This window comes from Pseudomonas sp. CFII64, from assembly GCF_000416235.1.
Taxonomy (GTDB): domain Bacteria; phylum Pseudomonadota; class Gammaproteobacteria; order Pseudomonadales; family Pseudomonadaceae; genus Aquipseudomonas.
Window position 1 is genome coordinate 31,441 of record NZ_ATLO01000035.1, and the last position, 19,598, is coordinate 51,038.

Genomic DNA, 19,598 nt, shown 5'->3' on the forward strand with positions numbered 1-19,598 from the left:
GCTCGAATAGGTACCTAGACTAAAGAAAGGCTAATGATCTACCTCAAATTGAAAGGCGAGGAAAAACGTGCTCTGAAAATCATCTGGCCAGCTTCTCCACCTCACGGAGATGGGGAGGCCGGCCAGATGATTCTCAGATCTATTTTTGGAAGGGAAAGTGGGCGAAGAAAAGGGCAGATCTATTCTTAGCCCTCTACTTTTTGCCGTTTTCTGACCTTCGCTTGGCGGATGAGCAGCCAGGATTTTCCTAGGCGATGGGTGAGTAATTGCATGGTGAGCAAGTAGTAGTAGCGCGTCGATTCAGTGCGCTGGTTTAGGTGGTGATTCAAAAACCACTCAAGGTGTTTTCTCTGCCAAGTCCATGGGTTGTCGCGTTGCCAGCGCTCAGCTATTGCTGTTTGGATAGTCTTTGCCTGACAAATGTGGCGTTGGCGCGTGGAATACGACCCGGTCAGGACGCTTACTAGGAATAGCTCCATATCGAATGGTTTGTTCATGCTCGACCACCAATGTAAGCCGATACTACGCCAACACGGCCGTGCCCTAGCTCATAGCTAATTTGCATTCGGGCATCCTGATTTAGGTGTCGGTCGAGCTGATCACAATGGCCACCGTTGATGGGCGCGGGATGATGGGTGATTTGTTCATAGCGTTCGCATGCATAGGCCGCGCGCAACTCGTGGAAGCCTTTGAGACTGTACTGATGGAGGATGTCCCGTGCAGGACGGACGATTCCCCGTTGGAAATCGAGGTAGGTTTCGTTCGGTGCAAGTAGGTTGCGGCTACCGTCAGGCGAGACATGATTGGCGAATGCCAGTGCACCGCGGATGTGATCGTTCACCGTAATCCAACGAGGTGCCGACGCACCTGAGCGGCCACCTTTGGTGCCATCCTGGATGTTGATCTTGCCGTAGTGTTCGGCCTCACGTTTTAAACGCAGTAGGTCGGCCAAAATGGCCTCGCGTAAGCGAATGCCGATGGCTCGCGCCAACTGAGCGATGGCCGCCGCGCGCGGCATTTGGTGTTCGCAGAGCACGTCGACGATCCGCTTCACGTGCTCGCGGTCTTGGCCCTGCGGCACCGAGCAACGAACGCCGGTGCGCCGCATTCCTAGCGCCTGGCTCGGACTCAGTACTTTCACATGCTTATCACCTCGAAGCGCGGCCATGGTTCGGTTCACACTGGACAACCGGTTTTGCGCGGTGGCAATGGTGAGCTCACCTTGTTCAACTTGCTGGCGTAGATGTCCGGCGTAATCCAGCAAAGTCTGCCGATCAATCTGCCGCGCATCGTTAAACCCCGGCCCATCTTCCGAGTGACACCAGCGTACAAATGCCTGCCAGCGATCACTGTGCGCTTTGACTGTGCCGTAATGCCCTCCGCCAAATAGATCTCGCAATGCCTGTGGCCCGGCAAAACTCAACTGCCGGCCATAGCCAAAATTTCGCCCGTCTCGTCTACCGACCAATGCCATGATCGAACTCCTCTCGAAGCAAACTCTTAAAACTTTCCCCACGTCATCCCGCCAAGAATGTTGAGTGTTATCAGGGATCAAGGCACCTGCGACCTGTGAGGGTTGTCCACTAACGCGGGACTGGCGGCTCTTTACGACCGGGAGCTTGGGCATCTCATGATCTGGCCTCCTGAGCACTTCCGAGGAAGTGGGCGGGTGGAGGCTGCGCTGGCTGACGAGACCGACGCCGCGAGATCTTGAGTCAGGTGAAGGCAGTGATGCGATGACCGGGGCATGCCTGACTGTCAGTCAGGTGCAGTCCATTCCTTGGGCAGCGGCACCATCATCTACATCGCTGTTGCTGGTGACTTCGGTGTTTGTCACGCCGATTGTCACGAGGGGAAACGCCGCAAAGCCTTGTACGAGTTGGGCTGCAGCAACGGTAGGAGCGCCCGTCTCTTTCCGGGAGAAAGAGACGGGCGCAGGTTGGCGCAATGAAATGGCCAAGCGGATAGGTTGCTGCAGGGCAGCTATGAAAGGGAATGAGTTGCCGCAGTGGGCACGGTGGTAAAAGTAGGCATCCATCACATCGCTGTGACCGTGCGAGCCGCCGGACGCTAATCGCACTTTGGGAGAACCACCACGGTGTGGCGTAGCCTTAAAGGTTCTGGCTACCTGGGTTGCTGTCAACGACAGCGCTTTGCCCGATCTTTTCTACGCCTGTGGATAATTCGGGTCAAGGCTCGAATTTTCGGGAGTTCTGCGGCTGTGGATGAAATTATCCACCGGTGGAAATCTATGGTTTTCCACAGACAATTTGCGTGGGCTTTAGATTTTTTAAATGAGGTCCATCCAAGCAGGGCGGCTTTGCAGCCCCGCTTGGATGGACCCGCGTGGAAGGGCGGACAACGGTGATCTCACAGGCTTACCCACGTTTGGATGCGCCACGGCTATTTTGTAGGGCTGTGATGTTGTCGCCGACTGGGTGAGCGAATTCGTGGGGTGTCACATGCCCATGGCGGTTGGCGTCGATGTAGTTGCTCCACCACGCCATGATCAGCCTGCGCTGTTCGAGGAATTCGGCCTTGTGGATATACGCGGCACGCACACGGTTGCGTTCCTTGTGGCTCATTTGTCTTTCGATGGCTGCGTCGGTCCATAATCCGGACTCCAGCAGGGCGCTACAGGCCATAGTCCTGAAGCCGTGGCCGCACACGTCCTTGCTGGTGTCATAGCCGACGTTGCGGAGCATGGTGTTCACCGTGTTCTCGGACATGGCCTTCCAGTACTTGTGGTCGCCCGGTAGCACCAACTCTGAAAAGCGACTGAGGCTACGCAGGCGTTCCAGTATTTCGATGACCTGCGGCGACAGCGGGACCATTTGAATGTCGCCGTTCATCTTGGTCCCGCGTGTGGAGTTGCGTACCCCTTCAATCGGTGCGCGGGTATCGGGGATTTCCCACATGGCGCGTTGGAGGTCGAACTCACTCCATCGAGCGAAGCGCAGTTCGCTGGAGCGGACGAATACATGCAACGTCAGCAGGACGGCGAGGCGCGTCAGTTCGCGGCCGTTGTAGTTGTCGATACGGTGTAGCAGTTCGGGTAGGCGGTTGAGGGGGAGGGCTGGGCGATGGACTGTGCGCGGCGCGTGAATCGAGCCTGCCAGATCCAGTGCAGGATTCATGGTGATCTGCCGGGCTCTTTTGGCCCCGCGCATGATGGTGGATAAGTAGTTCTGTACCCTTAACGCCACATCCATGGTGCCGCGTTCCTTGATGCGCTGGGTGATCCCTAGCAGGTCGTGGGTATCGAGTTCAGCGATGGGTCGTTGGCCGATCAGCGGGAAGACGTGGGTGCGCAGTCGGCTCATTACGGTTTTCGCGTGTCCTTCGGTCCAGCGGCGGGACATATCAGCGTGCCACTCCAGGGCGACGGTTTCGAAAAGCAGTGCCGCCCGCTGGGCTACGATCTTGGCCTTCTTCTTTTCTTCCATTGGGTCGAGGTTGTCGAGCAGCAACGCCTTGGCTTCGTCTCGCTTACGTCGTGCGATGGAAAGGGTAACTATGGGGTAATTGCCGATGATGAGCGTACCTTCCTTGCCGTTGGGCTTGGTGTACTTCAAGCGCCAGGTCTTCACGCCATTGGGTTTGACGAAAAGGTACATGCCGCCACCGTCGAACAGTTTGTAGGCGCGCTCGCGGGTTTTGGCCGTGCGGCATTGCAGGTCGCTGAGAGGGATCGCTAGACGTGGCATAGGGGTACGCGCTCCTGACCGGAAAATCGCAGTACCCCTAACATACCCTCGGGGAAGGGGGATTTTGTTGGATCCCGACAGAGGGTCCTGGAACGAAAAAACCCGCCAAAGGGCGGGTTTTCGGGGCTTCCAGAGCATTCAGTAGAATGCAATGGAGCCTAATGTGGTGCCGGCACCAGGAGTCGAACCCGGGACCTACTGATTACAAGTCAGTTGCTCTACCAACTGAGCTATACCGGCGTGATGGGCGCAGAGTATATAGAGGTTTTCGGGCGTGTAAACCCTAGCTGACTGATTCGGTTGAAAAATATTTTCCGGCGGGGATTTTGTGCGCTGTGTAGCGCGGTTGCGTTGTGTGCGGGTTTCGCTGGGGAAAGCTTGTTAAGATGGCCCGTCGCCATGGATTGCAAGCTGAATGCCCAAAACACGTACTTATTACGACGAGCTCAATGTCGCGCGGGATGCTTCTGCGGAGGAGATCAAGCTCGCCTTCAGGAAGCTCGCGCAGCAGTTGCATCCGGATCGGAATCCGGCGGCGAATGCGTCGGATCTGATGGCGTTGCTCAATGCGGCGCATGATGTGTTGGCGGACCCGGCCAAGCGTGCGGAGTACGACGTGACCTTGATTCGTCAGGCGCAGCAGGCGCGGGGTGCGGCGGCTCAGCGTCGGCAGGCGCAGGCGGGCAGGGCGCCGGTTGCGCCGACGGCGGCCGCCAGATCCAAACCTTCGCGTCCTGCGGCGCAGGCTAAAACGTCCAGGCCGCTTCGGCGTGGCAGCCGTTTGCGCTGGGCAGCGCTGTTTATCGTGTTTTGTGCGGGCGGTGCGTGGATGGGTTATGACCCGAATGCGGGCAAACCTTTCGTTCCGCCGCCGGTCATCGAAGCGGTTACCGCTGTCGCGCCGGTTGAGTCGAAGCCTGAGGCGGTCGCTGTGCCGATTGGCACGCCGATCAAGTTGGTCGACCCGGCCCAGCCGCAATGCGTTGCGCCGCCGGTTGATCCGTTGGGCGCACCTTGGCCCACCGCTGCCGGATATATCAGCGGCATGCCGGTGAATCGGGATGGCGGGTGGTCGGAAATTACCGTGGATAACAGTGCCGGCAATGAGCCGGTGTACGCCAAGGTGACCGACGCCGGTGGGCGCCATGCTTATCGGCATGCGTTTATTCCGGCGCACAGTTCTTTCACCTTTGCGCGCATGGACGTCGGCTATTACCTGTTGAAGTACAAGATGCTCGACACCGGTTGCGCGTATGCGTCCAGTCGGATTCGCCTTGAAGAAACGGCGGTGGATAATCGGGTCAAGTCGACGGTGTACAAGCTGACGCTGCGCAAACTGGAGAACCGCAATTCGCAGTTTTCCAATGTGCGCAGTGACGAGTTTTGAGGTCTGGCTGCCGTCTTCGCGAGCAAGCTCGCTCCCACAGAGTAGGACCGGACTTGTCCGGGAAGGCGTCGGGTCTGCGGGCAGATGTTCGGCGTCTGTACCGGCGTTTTCGGGGACGAGTCCCCTCCTACCGTTAGCCTGACGTGATCGTCAGGAAGTACGGCCCGACTCAAACAGGAACCAGATGCGGCGTTCGGCTTCGTCGATCCAGTTTTCCAGCAGGCTGGCGGTGGCGACGTCGTTGTGTTCGTCGCACAGCGCGTGGGTTTCGCGCATGTAGTTGGCCAGTTGCATGTTGTCTTCGCGCAGTTCGGCGAGCATGTCGGCCGGGGTGACGAAATCGGCGTCGTTGTCGCTGATGCGTTGCAGGCGTTTGATGTGGCCGGTTGAGCGCAGGGTCGTGCCGCCCAGTTTGCGTACGCGCTCGGCGATGGCGTCGGTGGTGGCGAAGATCTGGTCAGCCTGATCGTCGAGCAGCAAGTGGTAGTCGCGGAAATACGGGCCGGACATGTGCCAGTGGAAGTTTTTGGTCTTCATGTAGATGCCGAACGTGTCGGCCAGCAGGGCGTTGAGTTCGCCGGACAAATCGCGACGCGCATCTTCGCCCAGGCTGTTCGGGGTGTGCAGGTCGGCTTTGCGATGTTCTTTGGCGGCTTCGAGATTGTTCATGGACGTTTCCTTCCTGATTGATCAATAGACGCAACGCAATGGTAGAAAAAGGTCGCGCAGACTGCGTGCAGGCACCTGAAACGGCAGGCCTGGCGGGGCGAACCTTTATCCTGAGACGAATACGCCTGTTTGGACAATGCCAATGTGACGGATGTCAGTGTTTGGCATTCCAACAGCCTCGGCTGCGGCTTTCTTTACTGCGCGTGCTCAAATCTTATGCACAGGCGCTGAACCATTCGAACCAATCCGGCGGATGTTTCTGGAACCGTTCTCATTTCTCGGTAAACCGCTATTTACAGGCCTTTGCGCAGAGCCTGAAAATCCGGCGGGCCCATTAAATAGCTAGCGAACTAAGTTTTTGCGGCACTCTGCCTATTTTCATCAACAGAGTTATCCACAGGTTTTGGTACATTTGGGCGGTCAGTCGAGTTCAGCGATCAACAGCAGATTGCGCGGGGTGAGATGGCTCTCACAGAAGGTCCCCACGCGCACCTTGTAGTGGCGTTCCTGTAGATACAAGGCCCGGTCCAGCACCAGCCAAAGCTCCAGCGGGCGACGGAACAGGTTGCGTACCAGCTCCAGATTGCGCACTTGCGCCAGGCGCTCCCAGCCAGCGGCTTCCAGTGCGGACCAGTCTTGCTCGGCAATCGTCGGCAGATCCTTCAAGGCGCCCAAGTCGCGACAGTAGTCGGCGAAAGGCTTGTCCAGCCAGGCAACCGGCAGCGAAGGCGTGGGCAGGTAGTCGTCGGTATTGCGCAACTTGCGTTGCAGCAAGTCGAAGGCCAGGCGACGCGCCATCGAAGTATCGCGCTGACGCCGCACGCGAGCGCCGGCGGTGACGGTTTCGCTGAGGGGCAAGCCCAGATCGTCTTTCGACAGTTTCAGCGCGGAGGCCTGGGCTTCGATGGACAGCGGCTGATACTGCTCGGCGTCGATGCGGTTGTAGCAGCAGGGTGCGATAGCCACTTGCGAGCAGCGAACCCGGCTGGCGATGCGCATCAGTTGCACGTGCAAGTCGCCGCAGGCATGCAGGGCGACCGGAGTGTGATGGGGTTGCAGGCGACGCCAGGCATCGTCGGCCATCACGTCTTGCTGCACATGCGTGGCGTTGATACGCAGTCGGTCGCTGAGCTGATGCCCGGCCTGCACCAGTTTCGGATCGCGTTCCAGGCAGGTCAGCGACTGGTCTTGATGAGTCAGGCGGCGCCCGAGATGGCCTTTGCCCGCGCACCAGTCCAGCCAGTGTTCAGGTGTTCTGGTGAATTCCAGGCGACTGGCGAAGGCTTCGATCTGTTGCCATTTTCGCCCCGGCACATCGACGCTCATACGTGACGCCACGGGCGACAGGTTGAAGGCAGGAAGCGCCGCGATATTGCTCAATTCAACGGCTTCGGCAGCCAGTTGCGGAAATGGAAACGGTGCGTCGAGTTGTTCGGGGCGGTTGTGCGCGATCTCGGCTTCACTGAGTGAGCGTTGTCGCAGCCAGCCGGCCAGCTCCGGATAGCGGCTCTCCCACGGCAGTTGCAGATGGGTAAACGGCCGGGGGCGCCATAGCGATTGATAGGCGAACAGGAAGCTGTCCAGCGCGCGAAAGCGGCTGCGCAGGTGTTCGTCTGGTGCAAGAGGGTCGTGGGCCATGGTCGGCTGCTGTCTGGGTGCGAAAAAGGCTGGTCTGGAAACCAGCCCTCTTCATAGCAGCACGTTTGGTGCGCGTCTAGGCAAAATGCAGGTACGAGCGGCGATTAATGCCGACGATCGCGACACAATCGGCTTAAAGAATACTGAACGGGAAGTACTTGTCGTTGATCTTCTTGTAGCTGCCGTCTTCGATGATTTCCTTGATTGCCAGGTTGAGTCTGGCGCGCAGCGTGTCGTTCAGGCGCACGGCGATGCCGATCTTGTCGTTGTCGTAGACCGGGTTGCCCTTGAACTCAAAGCTCATGCCCGCGTCGCTTTTCAGCCATTCGTAACTCGGGTATTTGTCGGCCAGGATGGCGTCCAGGTGTCCGGCGGCGAGGTCGGCGTAGGCGCTGGCCTGAGTGTCGTAGAGCCTGATCGTGACTTCTTCGCCCAGATTCTGTTGCAGCCAGGTCGCAGAAACCGTTTCGTTCTGCGTGCCGATGGTCTTGCCGCGCAATGAGTCTTTGATCGACGCGGTGTCGGTTTTGATGTCGCTGGTCTTGGGGGCGATGAATTGCAGTTTGTTGGAGTAGTACGGGGTGGTGAAGTCCACCAGTTTGCTTCGTTCCTCGGTGATGGACATGGACGACATGATGAAGTCGTAGTTGCCTACGACCAGCGACGGAATCATCTCATTCCATGCCGTGACCACCACTTCACACTCGACTTTCATCTTCGCGCACAGAGCGTTGCCAATCTCGACGTCAAAGCCGACGGCCTGGCCGCTGGCATCCAGGCTATTGAACGGCGGGTAAGCGCCTTCGACGCCCATCTTCAGCTTGTCCACAGCAAAAGCGCCGGTCGTGAACGCCAGAGTGGCCACTGCGACCAGCAGGCATTTTCTGTACATCTGCATGGGTGTTGCTCCGTTTGCGGTTGCTGGACATGAATGATTTGCGCCGTGCCGGCAGGCCGTTGGAGCGGTCTGGTGCGGCGGTTCAGCTCTTCGACCCTGGCGCGGGGTAAAAGCTCAACGTCCGAGGGCGGCGGATGAAGTTTATTTCATGGACGAGCGGACGTGTGGGATGGTTTCGGCTGACTGTGCGAGATGGCTCTGCAAAGACCGGACCCTGTAGGAGGGGACTTGTCCCCGATTGCGCTGGGTCTTGCACCGAGGAAATCCGAACTATACGTCGCCTGCAATAGCCATTCGGGGACAAGTCCCCTCCTACCTGGAATTCAGATCGCACCACGGTGGCAGATTCTCTCCTGCACATTTGCGGATTACGTGCGTTTCTTTTACGCACACCCAGACAAGACGCACCGCCGAGGTGCGCAGAAAGCCCGGGTGTGTAGTTTCGGTGCGTTCTCGTGTTGCGCCTTGGGGCGCCAGGTAACAAATCCTACAAAAATGGCTAAACGCCATTGCAATCAATGAGTTGTCCTACCTCTCCCTAAGCCCTCTATTCCAAGGCCGACGTCGTTTTTGAAACATTTTGGCGTAATTCTTGCGTCAATAATAAAAAACAGCACCGTTGCTTTCTTTTTACGAAGAGGTCCGGTGCGGATCGATCCCCCTCGCAAAGGTAGGTTCAATGAGCAGTACCCCGATTTCTTCCGAGCTCGATCAGGGGCTCAAGCCACGGCACATTACGATGCTGTCGATTGCCGGTGTGATTGGTGCCGGTTTGTTCGTGGGTTCCGGACATGCCATCGCCGAAGCCGGTCCTGCTGTGCTGCTGGCTTATGCCGCTGCGGGAACATTGGTCGTGCTGGTGATGCGGATGCTGGCGGAGATGGCGGTTGCGTCGCCCGATACCGGCTCGTTTTCAACCTATGCCGACCGCGCGATCGGGCACTGGGCCGGGTTTACCATCGGCTGGTTGTACTGGTGGTTCTGGGTGCTGGTGATTCCGCTGGAGGCCAACGCCGCCGCGACCATCCTGCATGCCTGGTTTCCGAATGTGGCGATCTGGGCGTTCACCCTGGTCATCACCTTGCTGCTCACGGTCACCAACCTGTTCAGCGTGAAGAACTACGGTGAATTCGAATTCTGGTTTGCGCTGATCAAGGTTGTGGCGATCATCGGTTTTGTCGTGCTGGGCGTTGCGGCGATCTTCGGTTTGCTGCCCAACAGCCAGGTCAGCGGCGTCAGCCATTTGTACGACACTCAGGGCTTTTTGCCGAACGGAATGGGCGCGGTACTGGCCGCGATGTTGACCACAATGTTCTCGTTCATGGGCACGGAGATCGTGACCATTGCGGCGGCCGAATCGAAAGACCCGGAAAAGCAGATCACCAAGGCCACCAATTCGGTGATCTGGCGGATCTCGTTGTTCTATCTGCTGTCGATTTTCCTTGTCGTGGCCCTGGTGCCGTGGAATCACAGCGGTCTTGCTGAAGTCGGGTCCTACCAGACCGTGCTGGACATGATGGGTATCCCGAACGCCAAGATGATTGTCGATATTGTGGTGCTGATCGCGGTGACCAGCTGCCTCAACTCGGCGCTGTACACCGCTTCGCGGATGTTGTTTTCCCTGGGCAAACGCGGTGATGCTCCGGCCGTTGCCAAGCGCACCACGCAAAGCGGCACGCCTTATTGGGCGGTGATGTTGTCCACAGGCGCGGCGTTCCTGGCGGTTTTCGCCAACTATGTCGCGCCGGCAGCGGTGTTCGACTTCCTGCTGGCCAGCTCCGGTGCCATCGCGCTGTTGGTGTACCTGGTGATCGCCGTTTCGCAACTGCGCATGCGCCAGAAGAGCATCGCGGCAGGTGAGAGCGTGGCCTTCCAGATGTGGCTATTCCCGTGGCTGACCTGGGCGGTGATCGTGTTCATCGTCGCGGTGCTGGGTATCATGCTGGTCCAGGAATCCCATCGCGTGGAAATCCTCGCCACCGGCTTGCTCAGCCTGCTGGTGGTCGCCGCCGGCCTGTTCGTCGCCCGCCGCCGCAAGGTCGAACGGGCAGGGAAGGTTGTGTTGAACTGACAGTTCGTCACGATCCCGCAGGACTGGCTTTAGCCGGGAGGAGGTCGGTACATTCGCAGCGGTTGCGTCGTCTGACCTTGCGCCCTCCCGGCTGAAGCCGGTCCTACGGAGCCTGTGTGCGGGCTATAAGCAATATGGTGAAATCCTCTGTTGCGCTCGCGTCAGTTTGGCTCCTGCAGGATTACCGCATCCGATACAGCACCGAACGCCCCGTCACTTGATGCTTGATCACCGCCAGCAGATGCAGGATCACCAGCACGGCAAGCAGCGCACAGAGAATGTGATGCACGCTTTGCAGTTCGCCCAAGGCGAGCGTTGAGTGAATGAGCTGAGGCATCGGGATCAGCGTCAGCAGGATGACCGGGTGGGTCATCATCAAAACCCCAGTGATCAGCACGCCTGCAATCAGCAGATACAACGCGCTGTGGGTCAGCCGTGCCAGTGTCGCCTCGGCTGATTGGGTTGCTGTTGCAGGTTTTGGCGCCTTGAGGTGCAGCCAGAAGCGCCAGGCGAAGAAGGGGATGAACAGCGTCGATACTTGCGGATTGAGCGCCTCGACCCATTGGCGCAGCGCATCGCCCTTGGGCAGGAGCGCCACGCCGAAACCGCTGACGGTCGCCCAGATGATGATCAGTGCGGACAGCCAATGCAGGAAAACCCGAACGCTTGAGTAAGGCTTGGATCGGCCTGTCGCTGGAGCGGCGGTCGGGAGGTGGCGGTTCATCGCGTTCAACGTCGGGCTCGCTGTTGAGAAATAGAGTCATTCTCTTTAGGCGGCGTAAACTATGCCCTGAAGCGCGCGATGTAAATTAAATAACAGCGTCGCAAATGGATCTGGCTCAGCGAGCCGGTTTCTCGTTGCGCTTGAGCAGCAGGCGCGACGCTTCGTTGTAGTCGGTCTGGAACGAAGGGCTGCCGATCCATTCAATCGCGGCGTCTTCGTCTTCCTCGTAGAACATCGCCCGGTAAGTAATCAGCAGGCCCATCATGAAGTCGGTGGCCGGCTCTTCGTCTTCTTCGGCGATAACCAGCTCCAGCACCGGGTATTGCAGGAACACCACGCACATCGCCAGCTGGCTGATGCTGTGCGCGGCTTTCATGGTCTGGAACAAATCGTCGAAGTCGGCGGGGTCGAAGCCGTTTTCTTCGATGTCCTTGAAATCGAAGGTGCTCAGGTCGATTTCGACGTCATCGAAGGGCTGGTTGACCAGCGGCGAAGCGAACACCGGGTGCACAACGTTTTGCACCGGTTTGCTGGAGCGGTTCTGTTTTGCCTTGGCTTTCGCTCGTTGGGCGCGTTTGTACTGCTTGTCTGGCGAGGCCATGGGCTTGGGTCCTGTTGCGGTCGAAGGTTCACAGGCCGCTATTGAAACGCAGACAGTTGGATTTACCAAGGCGCTATTTGCCGACGCCTTCGCGATATTGACCTGGCGACTGCCCCGTCCAGCGTCTGAATGCGCGGCTGAAGCTGCTGGTGTCGGCGAATCCAAGCAGATAGGCAACTTCGCTCAAGGAATTGCGCGGATCGCTCAGGTGCTGCAACGCCAGGTTCTGCCGCACTTCGTTGAGCAGCAGATCATAGCGGCAACCTTCGTCTGCCAGATGCCGCTGCAAACTGCGCAGGCTGACATGCAGATTCTGAGCGATGCTTTCAGCGCAGGGCTCGCCCTCGGGTAGCTGCGCTTCGATGATGGCGCGCGCGCGACGTTCCCAGGTCAGTGGCTGGAGTCGTTCAAGGGTGCGGTTGAGCACGGTTTCGTTGTGCTGCGCCAGTTCCGGGTTGCCATCGTCCAGATGGCTGTCGAAATCGGCACAGTCGAACTCCAGCAGATTCTCCTCGGCGGCGAAGAATATCGGCGCCCGGAACACATGGTGCCAGGGCGTCGCGTCCGCCGGTTCCGGCCGTTGCAGGTACACCGCCAGCGGCGCATAGGTTCTTCCCAGCCGGTTGCGGCAGGTGCGCACGTAAATGGCGGCAAACGCATCCAGCGCCTCATGAGCTGGCGCGGGGCTATCGGCCGGTACGCGGAAACGAAACCGGTAACGGTCTCCGGCGCGTTGCAGGTCCAGTTCGAGCGCATCGCTGACCACCGGGTGATAACGCACGATGCGCTCGAACACCTCGCGCAGCGACCCGCTGGCGACCAGCGCATAACCCAGCGCATGGAAGGTGGTCGGGCTCACAAACCGGGAAACCCGCAAGCCAATGGCCGGATCGCCACTGGCCTGGACCGCCAGCTGCCACAGGCGCGTGGTGTCGCTCACCGGGTAGCGGGCGTTGGGATCGTCCATCAATTGCGGGTCCAACCCGGCCGCACGGCACAGCGCAACGCTGTCCAGGCCCGAAGCATCGAGCTGCTTGCGCAAGGCGCGGGTCCAGCTGGCGAGGATGCTTGGTTCGTGCATACAGATTGGCGCTTCCGGTCAACAGGTTGGCGTGCAGGGGCGCGCGGCGTTGCGCAAGTCCGCGCACAGTGCTTTCACTTCATACCTAGAGGATGGAAGCATGCATGACACTTCTGCAAGTCCCGCCAGACTGAATGCGCAGCAGCGATCGGCACATATTCGCGCCGTGGTGATGGAGCACGGTGCAGAGCTGCGGGCGCGCTATCCGATTCTTCGTCATCAGGACGCGATTGGCGTCGGCATCTTGCTGTTCGCCTTGACGGGCATGATCGCCAGCGCGGCGTTGTACATCGGCGGCTACATGGCCTGGTGGGTGTGTCTGCTGCTCAACGGGTTTTTCGCGTCCCTGACCCACGAACTTGAACACGACCTGATCCACAACATGTATTTTCGCAAGCAACGCATCCCGCACAACCTGATGCTGGCGCTCGTCTGGCTGGCGCGCCCCAGCACCATCAATCCGTGGATTCGTCGGCATCTGCACCTCAACCACCACAAGGTTTCCGGCACCGAGGCGGACATGGAAGAGCGCGCCATCACCAACGGCGAGCCCTGGGGCCTGGCGCGGTTGCTGATGGTCGGCGACAACGTGATGTCGGCGCTGATCCGCATGCTGCGGGCGAAAACCCCCGCGCACAAACTCAGCATTCTCAAGCGCACGCTCAAAGTCTATTTCCCGCTGGCCTTGCTCAACTGGGGCTGCTGGTACGTCTTTCTGGGCTTCCATGCAGCCAACGGAATCGCCGGTTTACTGGGCTCGCCGATTGTCTGGTCGGCGAACACATTGGCGGTCATGCAAGTGATCGACATCGCAGTCGTGGTGTTGGTCGGCCCCAATGTCCTGCGCACGTTCTGCCTGCACTTCGTCAGCTCGAACATGCACTACTACGGCGACATCGAGCCCGGCAACGTCCTGCAGCAGACCCAGGTCATGAACCCGTGGTGGATGTGGCCGATGCAAGCGTTCTGCTTCAATTTCGGCAGCACCCATGGCATCCACCACTTCGTCGTCAAAGAGCCGTTCTACATCCGCCAGATGACCCGCAAGGTGGCCCACAAAGTCATGGCCGAAATGGGCGTACGCTTCAACGACTTCGGCACGTTTGCCAGGGCGAACCGATTTGAGCGGGACGAGGTGCGGACGCCGGTAGGACCGGACTTGTCCACGCCCGATCAATCCTCGGGATCTTTGGGCTCTTCAGGTCTCCAGCGCTGAATAAGCTCGGCCATGCCTGCGACGATGGTGTCGGAATTGCTCTCCAGGACCGCCAGATAGCCAAGAATGCTGTCGGCTGTCTCTTGGTCACCCTGGCGCTCGATCCACAGACGAACCTCACCCACGGCCAAGGCGATGGCGTTGATGTTCTGATTAAAACGCGCAAGCAGGATAGGGGTAGGGTCATCGGGCAGTGACATGGTGTTTCCTCCGTATTAGAGAGGAAAGCGTAGGGCATGGGCATGGGCCATGAACGCAGGCTGACGAATTGCAGACAAAGAAAAGCCCGCGATGGGGATCAGCGGGCTCAAGGTGTTGCAGGAGCTGAATAGACCATACGGGCCAAGACGTGAAAAGCTCGTGAACGGCTGAAATAAAAAGCCTGGCGCTTGGCGGGACGTCTACATAACTGCTCAGCGGTGTGCAATAACGCATCAATAGTATGACAAACTACGCGCCACCGATAACTGAGCTTGAGGATCATCATGGGAACCGTGCGTAAAACCATCACTGTGACCGACCAGCAGGATACCTGGATCAAGGCGCAGATTGAGGCTGGCCGCTACACCAACGACAGCGAATATATCCGCGACCTGATCCGGCGTGAGCAGGAGCGCAGTGCCGAGATCGAGGGCATCCGCCTGGCTCTGATAGAAGGTGAGTCCAGCGGCGAACCCCGCCCATTCAACGCCGAAGACTTCAAACAGAGAATGCTGAAAGCGCATGGCTGAATACCGTCTTACGCCCGCAGCCGAACGCGACTTGGAAGCGATCTGGATTTACACCTTCCAGGAGTGGGACGCGGCACAGGCCAGTCGTTACATCGACAACATAACAACGGCGTTCGCAGAACTGGCGCAGTCGCCCAAAACAGCGCCGACCTGCGACCACGTCCGACCGGGCTACCGTCGGCGTAGCGTGGAGCGGCATGCCATCTACTTCCGTATAACCGCATATGGGATTGCGATCATTCGAGTCCTGCATGACCGGATGGATGCGCCGCGCTATGTTTGATGGGCAACTGCGCCGCTAGCCAGGCGCGGCTGATACGGAGCCGCACAAGCTGATCATGTTCTGCCTTTGCCCGTTCGATCAAGAACAACAAAAAACCCGCACAAGGCGGGTTTTTTGGGTTTCAGATGATTGTGTAGCACCACCTGAATCTAATGAGTGGTGCCCAGAGACGGAATCGAACCGCCGACACGGGGATTTTCAATCCCCTGCTCTACCGACTGAGCTATCTGGGCAACGGGGCGCATTAGACGTTTTTTTCAGGGGGTCGTCAACGTGTTTTTTAAAAAAATTTGAATTATTACCGTCGCTTACGACCCGCACTGCTGGAAACGCTTTATTTTTCGGGGGGAACGTAGCCGTCGGCCTTGGCGTATTCCTCGCCGGAAAGGTACTTGTCCATCTCGGCTTGCAGGAATTTTCGGTCTTCGGCGTTCATCATGTTCAGGCGGCGTTCGTTGATCAGCAGGGTCTGGTGTTTCTGCCAGTCGGCCCAGGCTTTCTGCGAGACGTGGTTGAAAATATCTTCGCCTTTAGCGCCTGGGTAAGGGGCGCGTTCCAGGCCGGGCAATTCTTCTTTGTACTTGCGGCACATTACGGTGCGGGTCATGACGACTCTCCTGCATTCAATACGTCGGCTGCGCGTTTCAGCAGCTTCTTCACCGGGGCGGCAAGGCCCAGGCGCGGCGGGGTGGCGAGGTTATACCAGAGCCAGTCGGCCTCGGCCACGTGATGAGCGGACTCCTCGACCTGGACCAGCCAGGGTTCGATGCTCAGGCGAAAGTGGCTGAACGTGTGGATCAGCTCAGGCAGTTCGTGGTGTTTGCCCAGCTCCAGCGAGTGTTGCAGGGCCAGGTGTTGCAGATCGGCGAAGTCATCCAGTTCCGGAAGGCTCCACAACCCGCCCCACAAACCGCTGGAAGGTCGGCGATAAAGCAGAATCGCGCCATCGCGGTTGGCGAGCATCGGCATCAGCGTGCGCTTCTGCGGGACGTCCTTGCGCGGTTTGGGGATCGGGTAGCGGGTTTCCAGGCCCAGCAGATGCGCTTCGCAGCCACTTTCCAGCGGACACAGCAGGCAAGTGGGTTTGCTGCGGGTGCACAACGTTGCGCCCAGGTCCATCATCGCCTGGGTGTAATTATTGACCCGAGCGTGGGGCGTGAAACGCTCTGCAGTGGCCCAAAGCTGCTTGGCGACCTTCGGCTCGCCGGGGTAACCCTCTTGCGCCGTGAAGCGCGCCAGAACGCGTTTGACGTTGCCGTCGAGGATCGGCGCGCGCAGGCCCATGCTGAGGCTGGCGATGGCGCCTGCGGTGGACAGGCCGATGCCGGGCAGCAGAATGAGTTGCTCCACATCCCGAGGGAATTCGCCGCCGTGATCCGCGACGACGATTTTTGCGGTTTTTTGCAGATTGCGCGCGCGGGTGTAATAACCCAGGCCGGTCCACAGGTGCAGCACTTCGTCTTCCGGCGCTTCGGCCAGGGCTTGCACGGTGGGCAGGGCCTCCATGAAGCGGTCGAAGTAGTTGAGCACGGTGCTGACCTGGGTCTGCTGCAACATGATTTCCGAAACCCACACCCGATACGGCGTGATGCCTTGTTGCCAGGGCAAGTCGTGGCGACCATAGCGGTCGTACCAGTCCAGTACAGCGGTGGAAAATTGCTCGGGTTGCATTGCTTGGTCCGGGTTGATCGTGGGGGCGTATTGGTTGTTGCAGGGAGTTTGTAGGAGCGGCTTTAGCCGCGAGAATACGGCCTCGCGGCGACAGCCGGTCGTACAAATCGGAAGCGTTTCTAGCGTTTGAACAACCCGCGCAATGCGTCCTTGAGTTCCGGGCTGACTTTGTCGCCGAGTTTTTCTTCGATCTTGTCACCCAGCTTGTCGCCCGCCAGTTTCGCGGCGACCTGGCCGAGGCCTTCCTTGTCCAGACGGCACGCCTTGGCGCCCAGCTCCAGCGGGCCGCGGCAGCGCACCGGCCACTCGATGCCGACATAGCGCGGATTCACTTCGCACGCCGGATCAGGCATTTCGGTCTTGTCGCCTTCGATGATGATGCCCACGCGATAGTTCATGCCCAGCACGCGCAGGTCCACATCGCCGTCGCCGTTCACCGTCAGGCCGGGAATTCGCACTTTGAGGTCAGGGTTGCTGGCCACGCCGTTGCGGAACACCAGATTGCCGTTGAGCTGCTGGAAAGGCGTGTCCTTGCCGCGCGGTTCGCCGCTGAGGGTTTTTCGGTTGAGCAGGGAAATACCCTGGCACAGCTGTTGTTCAAGGTTGGCGTTGACCAGCACGCCATTGTTGAGCACGAAGCTGGCGGTGCCGTTGAGGCTGTCGATCAGGGCTTTTTGGCTGTTGCCCTTACCGTTCACATCACTGTTGAGGGTGAGCAAACCTCTGACCGGCGGGGTTTGGCCCTGGCTTTGCAGAACACTTTCGACAGGCACTTTGGCGACGCGGGTTTGAACACTTGCCAGCGGCACATCCGGGCGTACGTCGAGGTTGCCTTTGACTTCGAAATTGCCGTTGTACAGTTCGCCACGCAGGCTTTCGAGGTTGACCACGCCGTCAAGCGCCCGGGTTTTGAGTGCCGCGTTCTGAATCGGCAGCTTGTCCAGCGTCAGCGTGCCGAAGCTCAGGTCGGCGTCCACATCCAGTTTGCGCATGCGCTCCAGCGGCAAGAGTTTGTCGGTGCTCCAGGCCGCCTTGGTCGGTTGCTCCGGCAGCGGCGTCGTACCCGCACCAGCGACAGCGGCCGCTTCGCCACTCTGAACTTCGGTTTTACGCGCGGCTTTTGCCCCTTTGGTTTCCTCACTTTCAGCCGGGCGATAACGGTCGGCGTTGAACGTGTCGCCCTTGAGTTGCAGGCGCAGCGACTGTTTGGCGAAGTCCTCCACGGCAATGCGCCCGGTGAAGGCGCTGTTATCGACTTTCAGATTCAGGTCTTCCAGCGCCACGCTGGTGGGTGTGCCGGTCAGGCGGGTGACCATTTCGACCTTGCTCAGGCTGCCTTCAGCCATGGCCGGCAGCGTCTGGCCGACGCTGTCGAGGAAAGTGTGCAGGTCAAACTGGGCAATCGACAGGCCGCCGCTGAGTTGCGGGGTTTTATCCAGTTCGCGAACGTGCAGTTCGCCCAAGGCGCGTAATTGGTTGGCGGACAGCTTGAGGCTGGTCCATTCGGCGACGTTCGCTGCCAGATCGACCAGTAATTGCCCTTGGGCCGCGAAGGTCACGGTTTTGCCCTGCAGCGGTTCACCCGAAGCCTCGCCGGACAAACGCATGTCTTCAAACTGATAACGCTTGAGCGCGCGGTCCAGCCGCAGCTCGCCAACCAGTTCGGTCTTGGCGCGCATCACGGGCTGGTTGGTGGCCAGGAATGCCGTCAGTTTGATCGGGATCTCGGCGCCTTCGTGAATGGCGCCGGTGCTCAGCTGGATGCTTTCGGCGCTGAAAGACTGGCCTTTGCGCGCATCGGTGTATTCGACCCGCGCGTTGTTGACGGTCAGGCTGTCGATATCCAGGCGGATCGGCTGCGAGGCCTTGTCGGGCCGGGTCGCAACGGCTGGGTTGTTGTCGGTGGTCGGTGGCGTGGCGCCGGGTTCGGCAGGCGCGGGTTTGCCGATGTCTTCCCAGTTGCCATGACCGTTTTCGTCACGATTGAGGCTCAGGTTCAAGCCTTCGACACGCACGTCGCTCATCTGTACCTGGCGGCGCAACAGCGGCAGCACGCGCACGGACAGACCGAGCATTTGCAGGTCGGCGAAAGGTTTGGTGGGGTTGGTCAGGGTAGCGACGCTGGCTTCATGCAGCTCCAGGCCCAGCCAGGGGAAGAGGCTCCAGCCGATGTCGCCGTTGAGCGTCAGCTCCACGTTTGCCTTGTCGCGTGCCAGTTGGCGAATCTCGTCTTTATAGTCGTTGGGATCAAACAGATGGCTCAGGGCGAAACCGAGAGCCACGATGATCAGCAACAGCCCGAGAACAAACAGTCCCAGGATTTTGCCGAACGCTTTCATGGGCGAGTCCTTGTATTCGACGTTCAAAATATGCCCGCGAGTATAACGTCCTCACGCAGGTACCGGGCCCTGGATGCCTCACGCACAGCTTGTCCCAGGCTCAGACGCTGGGGGAATCTGCAGCTCTACGTGGAGTTTGGCCGCCAGAGTCTGGACTTCGAGAGCCTCGGCGGTTGCCAGCAAGCGTAGCGTGCAACCGGCATCTTCGGCCGATTTCTGCGCATGAATCACCAGACGTTCCGCGACCCCGCGTCGGCGGGTGAGGGCGCGCACGCACAAGTGCGACAGTTCCCAGACCTGCCCGTGCCTTTGCAGGCGCGCGGCCCCCAGCAAGCGGTCATTGAATCGCGCGGCAATGAGCGTGTTGTGATCCAGCGTCGATTCAATGAGTTGCGACGCATCGCTGAACGGTGCGAAGAGCCAAGGCGGAGCGTCTCGATAGATCTTCTGTAAATCCCCCTGGTCCTGGTAAGTGACCGACTGCAGGGACTCGACAACGATTGGCATGTTGTTTCCTTTTGCGATGCGAAGGCGTCCCGGATGAGTGTTGATCCGGCGATATCTAAATGGCGTCAAAAAACT

Annotated in this window: 19 protein-coding genes and 2 tRNA genes; 5 read left to right on the plus strand and 16 right to left on the minus strand. The window is 59.2% G+C overall.

Translation table 11 applies throughout. The features are described 5' to 3' along the window. Positions 1 to 185: 185 nt before the first annotated feature. The 4 genes from CFII64_RS15390 to CFII64_RS15410 form a co-directional block, all read right to left on the minus strand. Complete coding sequence (locus CFII64_RS15390) at positions 186 to 497, minus strand: hypothetical protein (RefSeq protein WP_020291723.1); 312 nt, start codon at positions 495 to 497, stop codon at positions 186 to 188. Continuing rightward, on the minus strand, positions 494 to 1,474 hold the full coding sequence (locus CFII64_RS15395) for an integrase domain-containing protein (protein WP_020291724.1): 981 nt from the start codon (positions 1,472 to 1,474) through the stop codon (positions 494 to 496). The genes CFII64_RS15390 and CFII64_RS15395 overlap by 4 nt, the downstream gene beginning before the upstream one ends. 904 nt (positions 1,475 to 2,378) lie before the next feature. Beyond that, complete coding sequence (locus tag CFII64_RS15405; protein WP_020291726.1) at positions 2,379 to 3,707, minus strand: integrase arm-type DNA-binding domain-containing protein; 1,329 nt, start codon at positions 3,705 to 3,707, stop codon at positions 2,379 to 2,381. Positions 3,708 to 3,871: 164 nt separating this feature from the next. Next, positions 3,872 to 3,947: transfer RNA gene (locus tag CFII64_RS15410), tRNA-Thr, on the minus strand. Between the two features lie 175 nt (positions 3,948 to 4,122). Here CFII64_RS15410 and CFII64_RS15415 point away from each other — a divergent pair. After that, positions 4,123 to 5,094 (plus strand): J domain-containing protein, encoded by a 972-nt coding sequence (locus tag CFII64_RS15415; protein ID WP_020291727.1) that lies wholly within the window; start codon positions 4,123 to 4,125, stop codon positions 5,092 to 5,094. A gap of 150 nt (positions 5,095 to 5,244) precedes the next feature. Here the strand turns inward: CFII64_RS15415 and CFII64_RS15420 are convergent, their stop codons facing one another. The 3 genes from CFII64_RS15420 to CFII64_RS15430 form a co-directional block, all read right to left on the minus strand. Further along, complete coding sequence (locus CFII64_RS15420) at positions 5,245 to 5,763, minus strand: Dps family protein (RefSeq protein WP_020291728.1); 519 nt, start codon at positions 5,761 to 5,763, stop codon at positions 5,245 to 5,247. A gap of 420 nt (positions 5,764 to 6,183) precedes the next feature. After that, complete coding sequence (locus CFII64_RS15425) at positions 6,184 to 7,401, minus strand: methyltransferase (RefSeq protein ID WP_020291729.1); 1,218 nt, start codon at positions 7,399 to 7,401, stop codon at positions 6,184 to 6,186. 133 nt (positions 7,402 to 7,534) lie between these two features. Then, entirely contained in the window at positions 7,535 to 8,299 is a 765-nt protein-coding gene (locus CFII64_RS15430; RefSeq protein WP_020291730.1) for a transporter substrate-binding domain-containing protein, read from the minus strand. Between the two features lie 679 nt (positions 8,300 to 8,978). On the opposite strand from CFII64_RS15430, the gene gabP reads away from it, so the two are divergent. Then, on the plus strand, positions 8,979 to 10,370 hold the full coding sequence (gabP, locus tag CFII64_RS15435) for a GABA permease (protein WP_020291731.1): 1,392 nt from the start codon (positions 8,979 to 8,981) through the stop codon (positions 10,368 to 10,370). A 181-nt stretch (positions 10,371 to 10,551) separates the two neighbouring features. Here the strand turns inward: gabP and CFII64_RS15440 are convergent, their stop codons facing one another. The 3 genes from CFII64_RS15440 to CFII64_RS15450 form a co-directional block, all read right to left on the minus strand. Further along, positions 10,552 to 11,094, minus strand: a complete 543-nt coding sequence (locus CFII64_RS15440) for a cytochrome b (protein ID WP_020291732.1) — start codon at positions 11,092 to 11,094, stop codon at positions 10,552 to 10,554. A gap of 115 nt (positions 11,095 to 11,209) precedes the next feature. Then, a complete protein-coding gene (locus CFII64_RS15445) occupies positions 11,210 to 11,695 on the minus strand; it encodes a hypothetical protein (RefSeq protein WP_020291733.1) in 486 nt (161 codons plus the stop codon). Between the two features lie 73 nt (positions 11,696 to 11,768). Beyond that, complete coding sequence (locus CFII64_RS15450) at positions 11,769 to 12,776, minus strand: AraC family transcriptional regulator (RefSeq protein ID WP_020291734.1); 1,008 nt, start codon at positions 12,774 to 12,776, stop codon at positions 11,769 to 11,771. Positions 12,777 to 12,876: 100 nt separating this feature from the next. On the opposite strand from CFII64_RS15450, the gene CFII64_RS15455 reads away from it, so the two are divergent. Next, the gene (locus CFII64_RS15455; protein ID WP_020291735.1) at positions 12,877 to 13,992 is read left to right on the plus strand and encodes a fatty acid desaturase; all 1,116 of its coding nucleotides are present in this window, start codon (positions 12,877 to 12,879) and stop codon (positions 13,990 to 13,992) included. On the opposite strand, the gene CFII64_RS15460 is transcribed toward CFII64_RS15455, so the two are convergent. Further along, positions 13,950 to 14,192 carry a hypothetical protein gene (locus CFII64_RS15460; RefSeq protein WP_229635570.1) on the minus strand — a complete coding sequence of 81 codons (243 nt, stop codon included), beginning with the start codon at positions 14,190 to 14,192 and terminating at the stop codon, positions 13,950 to 13,952. The genes CFII64_RS15455 and CFII64_RS15460 overlap by 43 nt on opposite strands. A gap of 285 nt (positions 14,193 to 14,477) precedes the next feature. On the opposite strand from CFII64_RS15460, the gene CFII64_RS15465 reads away from it, so the two are divergent. Further along, positions 14,478 to 14,723, plus strand: coding sequence for a type II toxin-antitoxin system ParD family antitoxin (locus tag CFII64_RS15465; RefSeq protein ID WP_020291737.1), 246 nt, complete (start codon positions 14,478 to 14,480; stop codon positions 14,721 to 14,723). Further along, complete coding sequence (locus CFII64_RS15470; protein WP_020291738.1) at positions 14,716 to 15,006, plus strand: type II toxin-antitoxin system RelE/ParE family toxin; 291 nt, start codon at positions 14,716 to 14,718, stop codon at positions 15,004 to 15,006. The genes CFII64_RS15465 and CFII64_RS15470 overlap by 8 nt, the downstream gene beginning before the upstream one ends. A gap of 157 nt (positions 15,007 to 15,163) precedes the next feature. Here the strand turns inward: CFII64_RS15470 and CFII64_RS15475 are convergent. From CFII64_RS15475 to panM, 5 genes are all read right to left on the minus strand, one after another. Continuing rightward, positions 15,164 to 15,239 (minus strand) — tRNA-Phe (locus tag CFII64_RS15475). A 101-nt stretch (positions 15,240 to 15,340) separates the two neighbouring features. Next, positions 15,341 to 15,613 carry an oxidative damage protection protein gene (locus CFII64_RS15480; RefSeq protein WP_020291739.1) on the minus strand — a complete coding sequence of 91 codons (273 nt, stop codon included), beginning with the start codon at positions 15,611 to 15,613 and terminating at the stop codon, positions 15,341 to 15,343. Further along, a complete protein-coding gene (gene mutY, locus CFII64_RS15485; RefSeq protein ID WP_020291740.1) occupies positions 15,610 to 16,677 on the minus strand; it encodes an A/G-specific adenine glycosylase in 1,068 nt (355 codons plus the stop codon). Before mutY ends, CFII64_RS15480 begins: the two co-directional genes overlap by 4 nt. A 119-nt stretch (positions 16,678 to 16,796) precedes the next feature. Beyond that, positions 16,797 to 19,016 carry an AsmA family protein gene (locus CFII64_RS15490; protein WP_020291741.1) on the minus strand — a complete coding sequence of 740 codons (2,220 nt, stop codon included), beginning with the start codon at positions 19,014 to 19,016 and terminating at the stop codon, positions 16,797 to 16,799. Between the two features lie 78 nt (positions 19,017 to 19,094). Further along, positions 19,095 to 19,523 carry an aspartate 1-decarboxylase autocleavage activator PanM gene (gene panM, locus CFII64_RS15495; protein ID WP_020291742.1) on the minus strand — a complete coding sequence of 143 codons (429 nt, stop codon included), beginning with the start codon at positions 19,521 to 19,523 and terminating at the stop codon, positions 19,095 to 19,097. Between the last annotated feature and the right edge of the window lie 75 nt (positions 19,524 to 19,598).

Excerpts from the sequence above, each read along its gene's own strand:
- CFII64_RS15390 (WP_020291723.1), bottom strand. The coding sequence starts at position 497 with ATGAACAAACCATTCGATATGGAGCTATTCCTAGTAAGCGTCCTGACC.
- CFII64_RS15395 (WP_020291724.1), bottom strand. The coding sequence starts at position 1,474 with ATGGCATTGGTCGGTAGACGAGACGGGCGAAATTTTGGCTATGGCCGG.
- CFII64_RS15405 (WP_020291726.1), bottom strand. The coding sequence starts at position 3,707 with ATGCCACGTCTAGCGATCCCTCTCAGCGACCTGCAATGCCGCACGGCC.
- CFII64_RS15415 (WP_020291727.1), top strand. The coding sequence starts at position 4,123 with ATGCCCAAAACACGTACTTATTACGACGAGCTCAATGTCGCGCGGGAT.
- CFII64_RS15420 (WP_020291728.1), bottom strand. The coding sequence starts at position 5,763 with ATGAACAATCTCGAAGCCGCCAAAGAACATCGCAAAGCCGACCTGCAC.
- CFII64_RS15425 (WP_020291729.1), bottom strand. The coding sequence starts at position 7,401 with ATGGCCCACGACCCTCTTGCACCAGACGAACACCTGCGCAGCCGCTTT.
- CFII64_RS15430 (WP_020291730.1), bottom strand. The coding sequence starts at position 8,299 with ATGCAGATGTACAGAAAATGCCTGCTGGTCGCAGTGGCCACTCTGGCG.
- gabP (WP_020291731.1), top strand. The coding sequence starts at position 8,979 with ATGAGCAGTACCCCGATTTCTTCCGAGCTCGATCAGGGGCTCAAGCCA.
- CFII64_RS15440 (WP_020291732.1), bottom strand. The coding sequence starts at position 11,094 with ATGAACCGCCACCTCCCGACCGCCGCTCCAGCGACAGGCCGATCCAAG.
- CFII64_RS15445 (WP_020291733.1), bottom strand. The coding sequence starts at position 11,695 with ATGGCCTCGCCAGACAAGCAGTACAAACGCGCCCAACGAGCGAAAGCC.
- CFII64_RS15450 (WP_020291734.1), bottom strand. The coding sequence starts at position 12,776 with ATGCACGAACCAAGCATCCTCGCCAGCTGGACCCGCGCCTTGCGCAAG.
- CFII64_RS15455 (WP_020291735.1), top strand. The coding sequence starts at position 12,877 with ATGCATGACACTTCTGCAAGTCCCGCCAGACTGAATGCGCAGCAGCGA.
- CFII64_RS15460 (WP_229635570.1), bottom strand. The coding sequence starts at position 14,192 with ATGTCACTGCCCGATGACCCTACCCCTATCCTGCTTGCGCGTTTTAAT.
- CFII64_RS15465 (WP_020291737.1), top strand. The coding sequence starts at position 14,478 with ATGGGAACCGTGCGTAAAACCATCACTGTGACCGACCAGCAGGATACC.
- CFII64_RS15470 (WP_020291738.1), top strand. The coding sequence starts at position 14,716 with ATGGCTGAATACCGTCTTACGCCCGCAGCCGAACGCGACTTGGAAGCG.
- CFII64_RS15480 (WP_020291739.1), bottom strand. The coding sequence starts at position 15,613 with ATGACCCGCACCGTAATGTGCCGCAAGTACAAAGAAGAATTGCCCGGC.
- mutY (WP_020291740.1), bottom strand. The coding sequence starts at position 16,677 with ATGCAACCCGAGCAATTTTCCACCGCTGTACTGGACTGGTACGACCGC.
- CFII64_RS15490 (WP_020291741.1), bottom strand. The coding sequence starts at position 19,016 with ATGAAAGCGTTCGGCAAAATCCTGGGACTGTTTGTTCTCGGGCTGTTG.
- panM (WP_020291742.1), bottom strand. The coding sequence starts at position 19,523 with ATGCCAATCGTTGTCGAGTCCCTGCAGTCGGTCACTTACCAGGACCAG.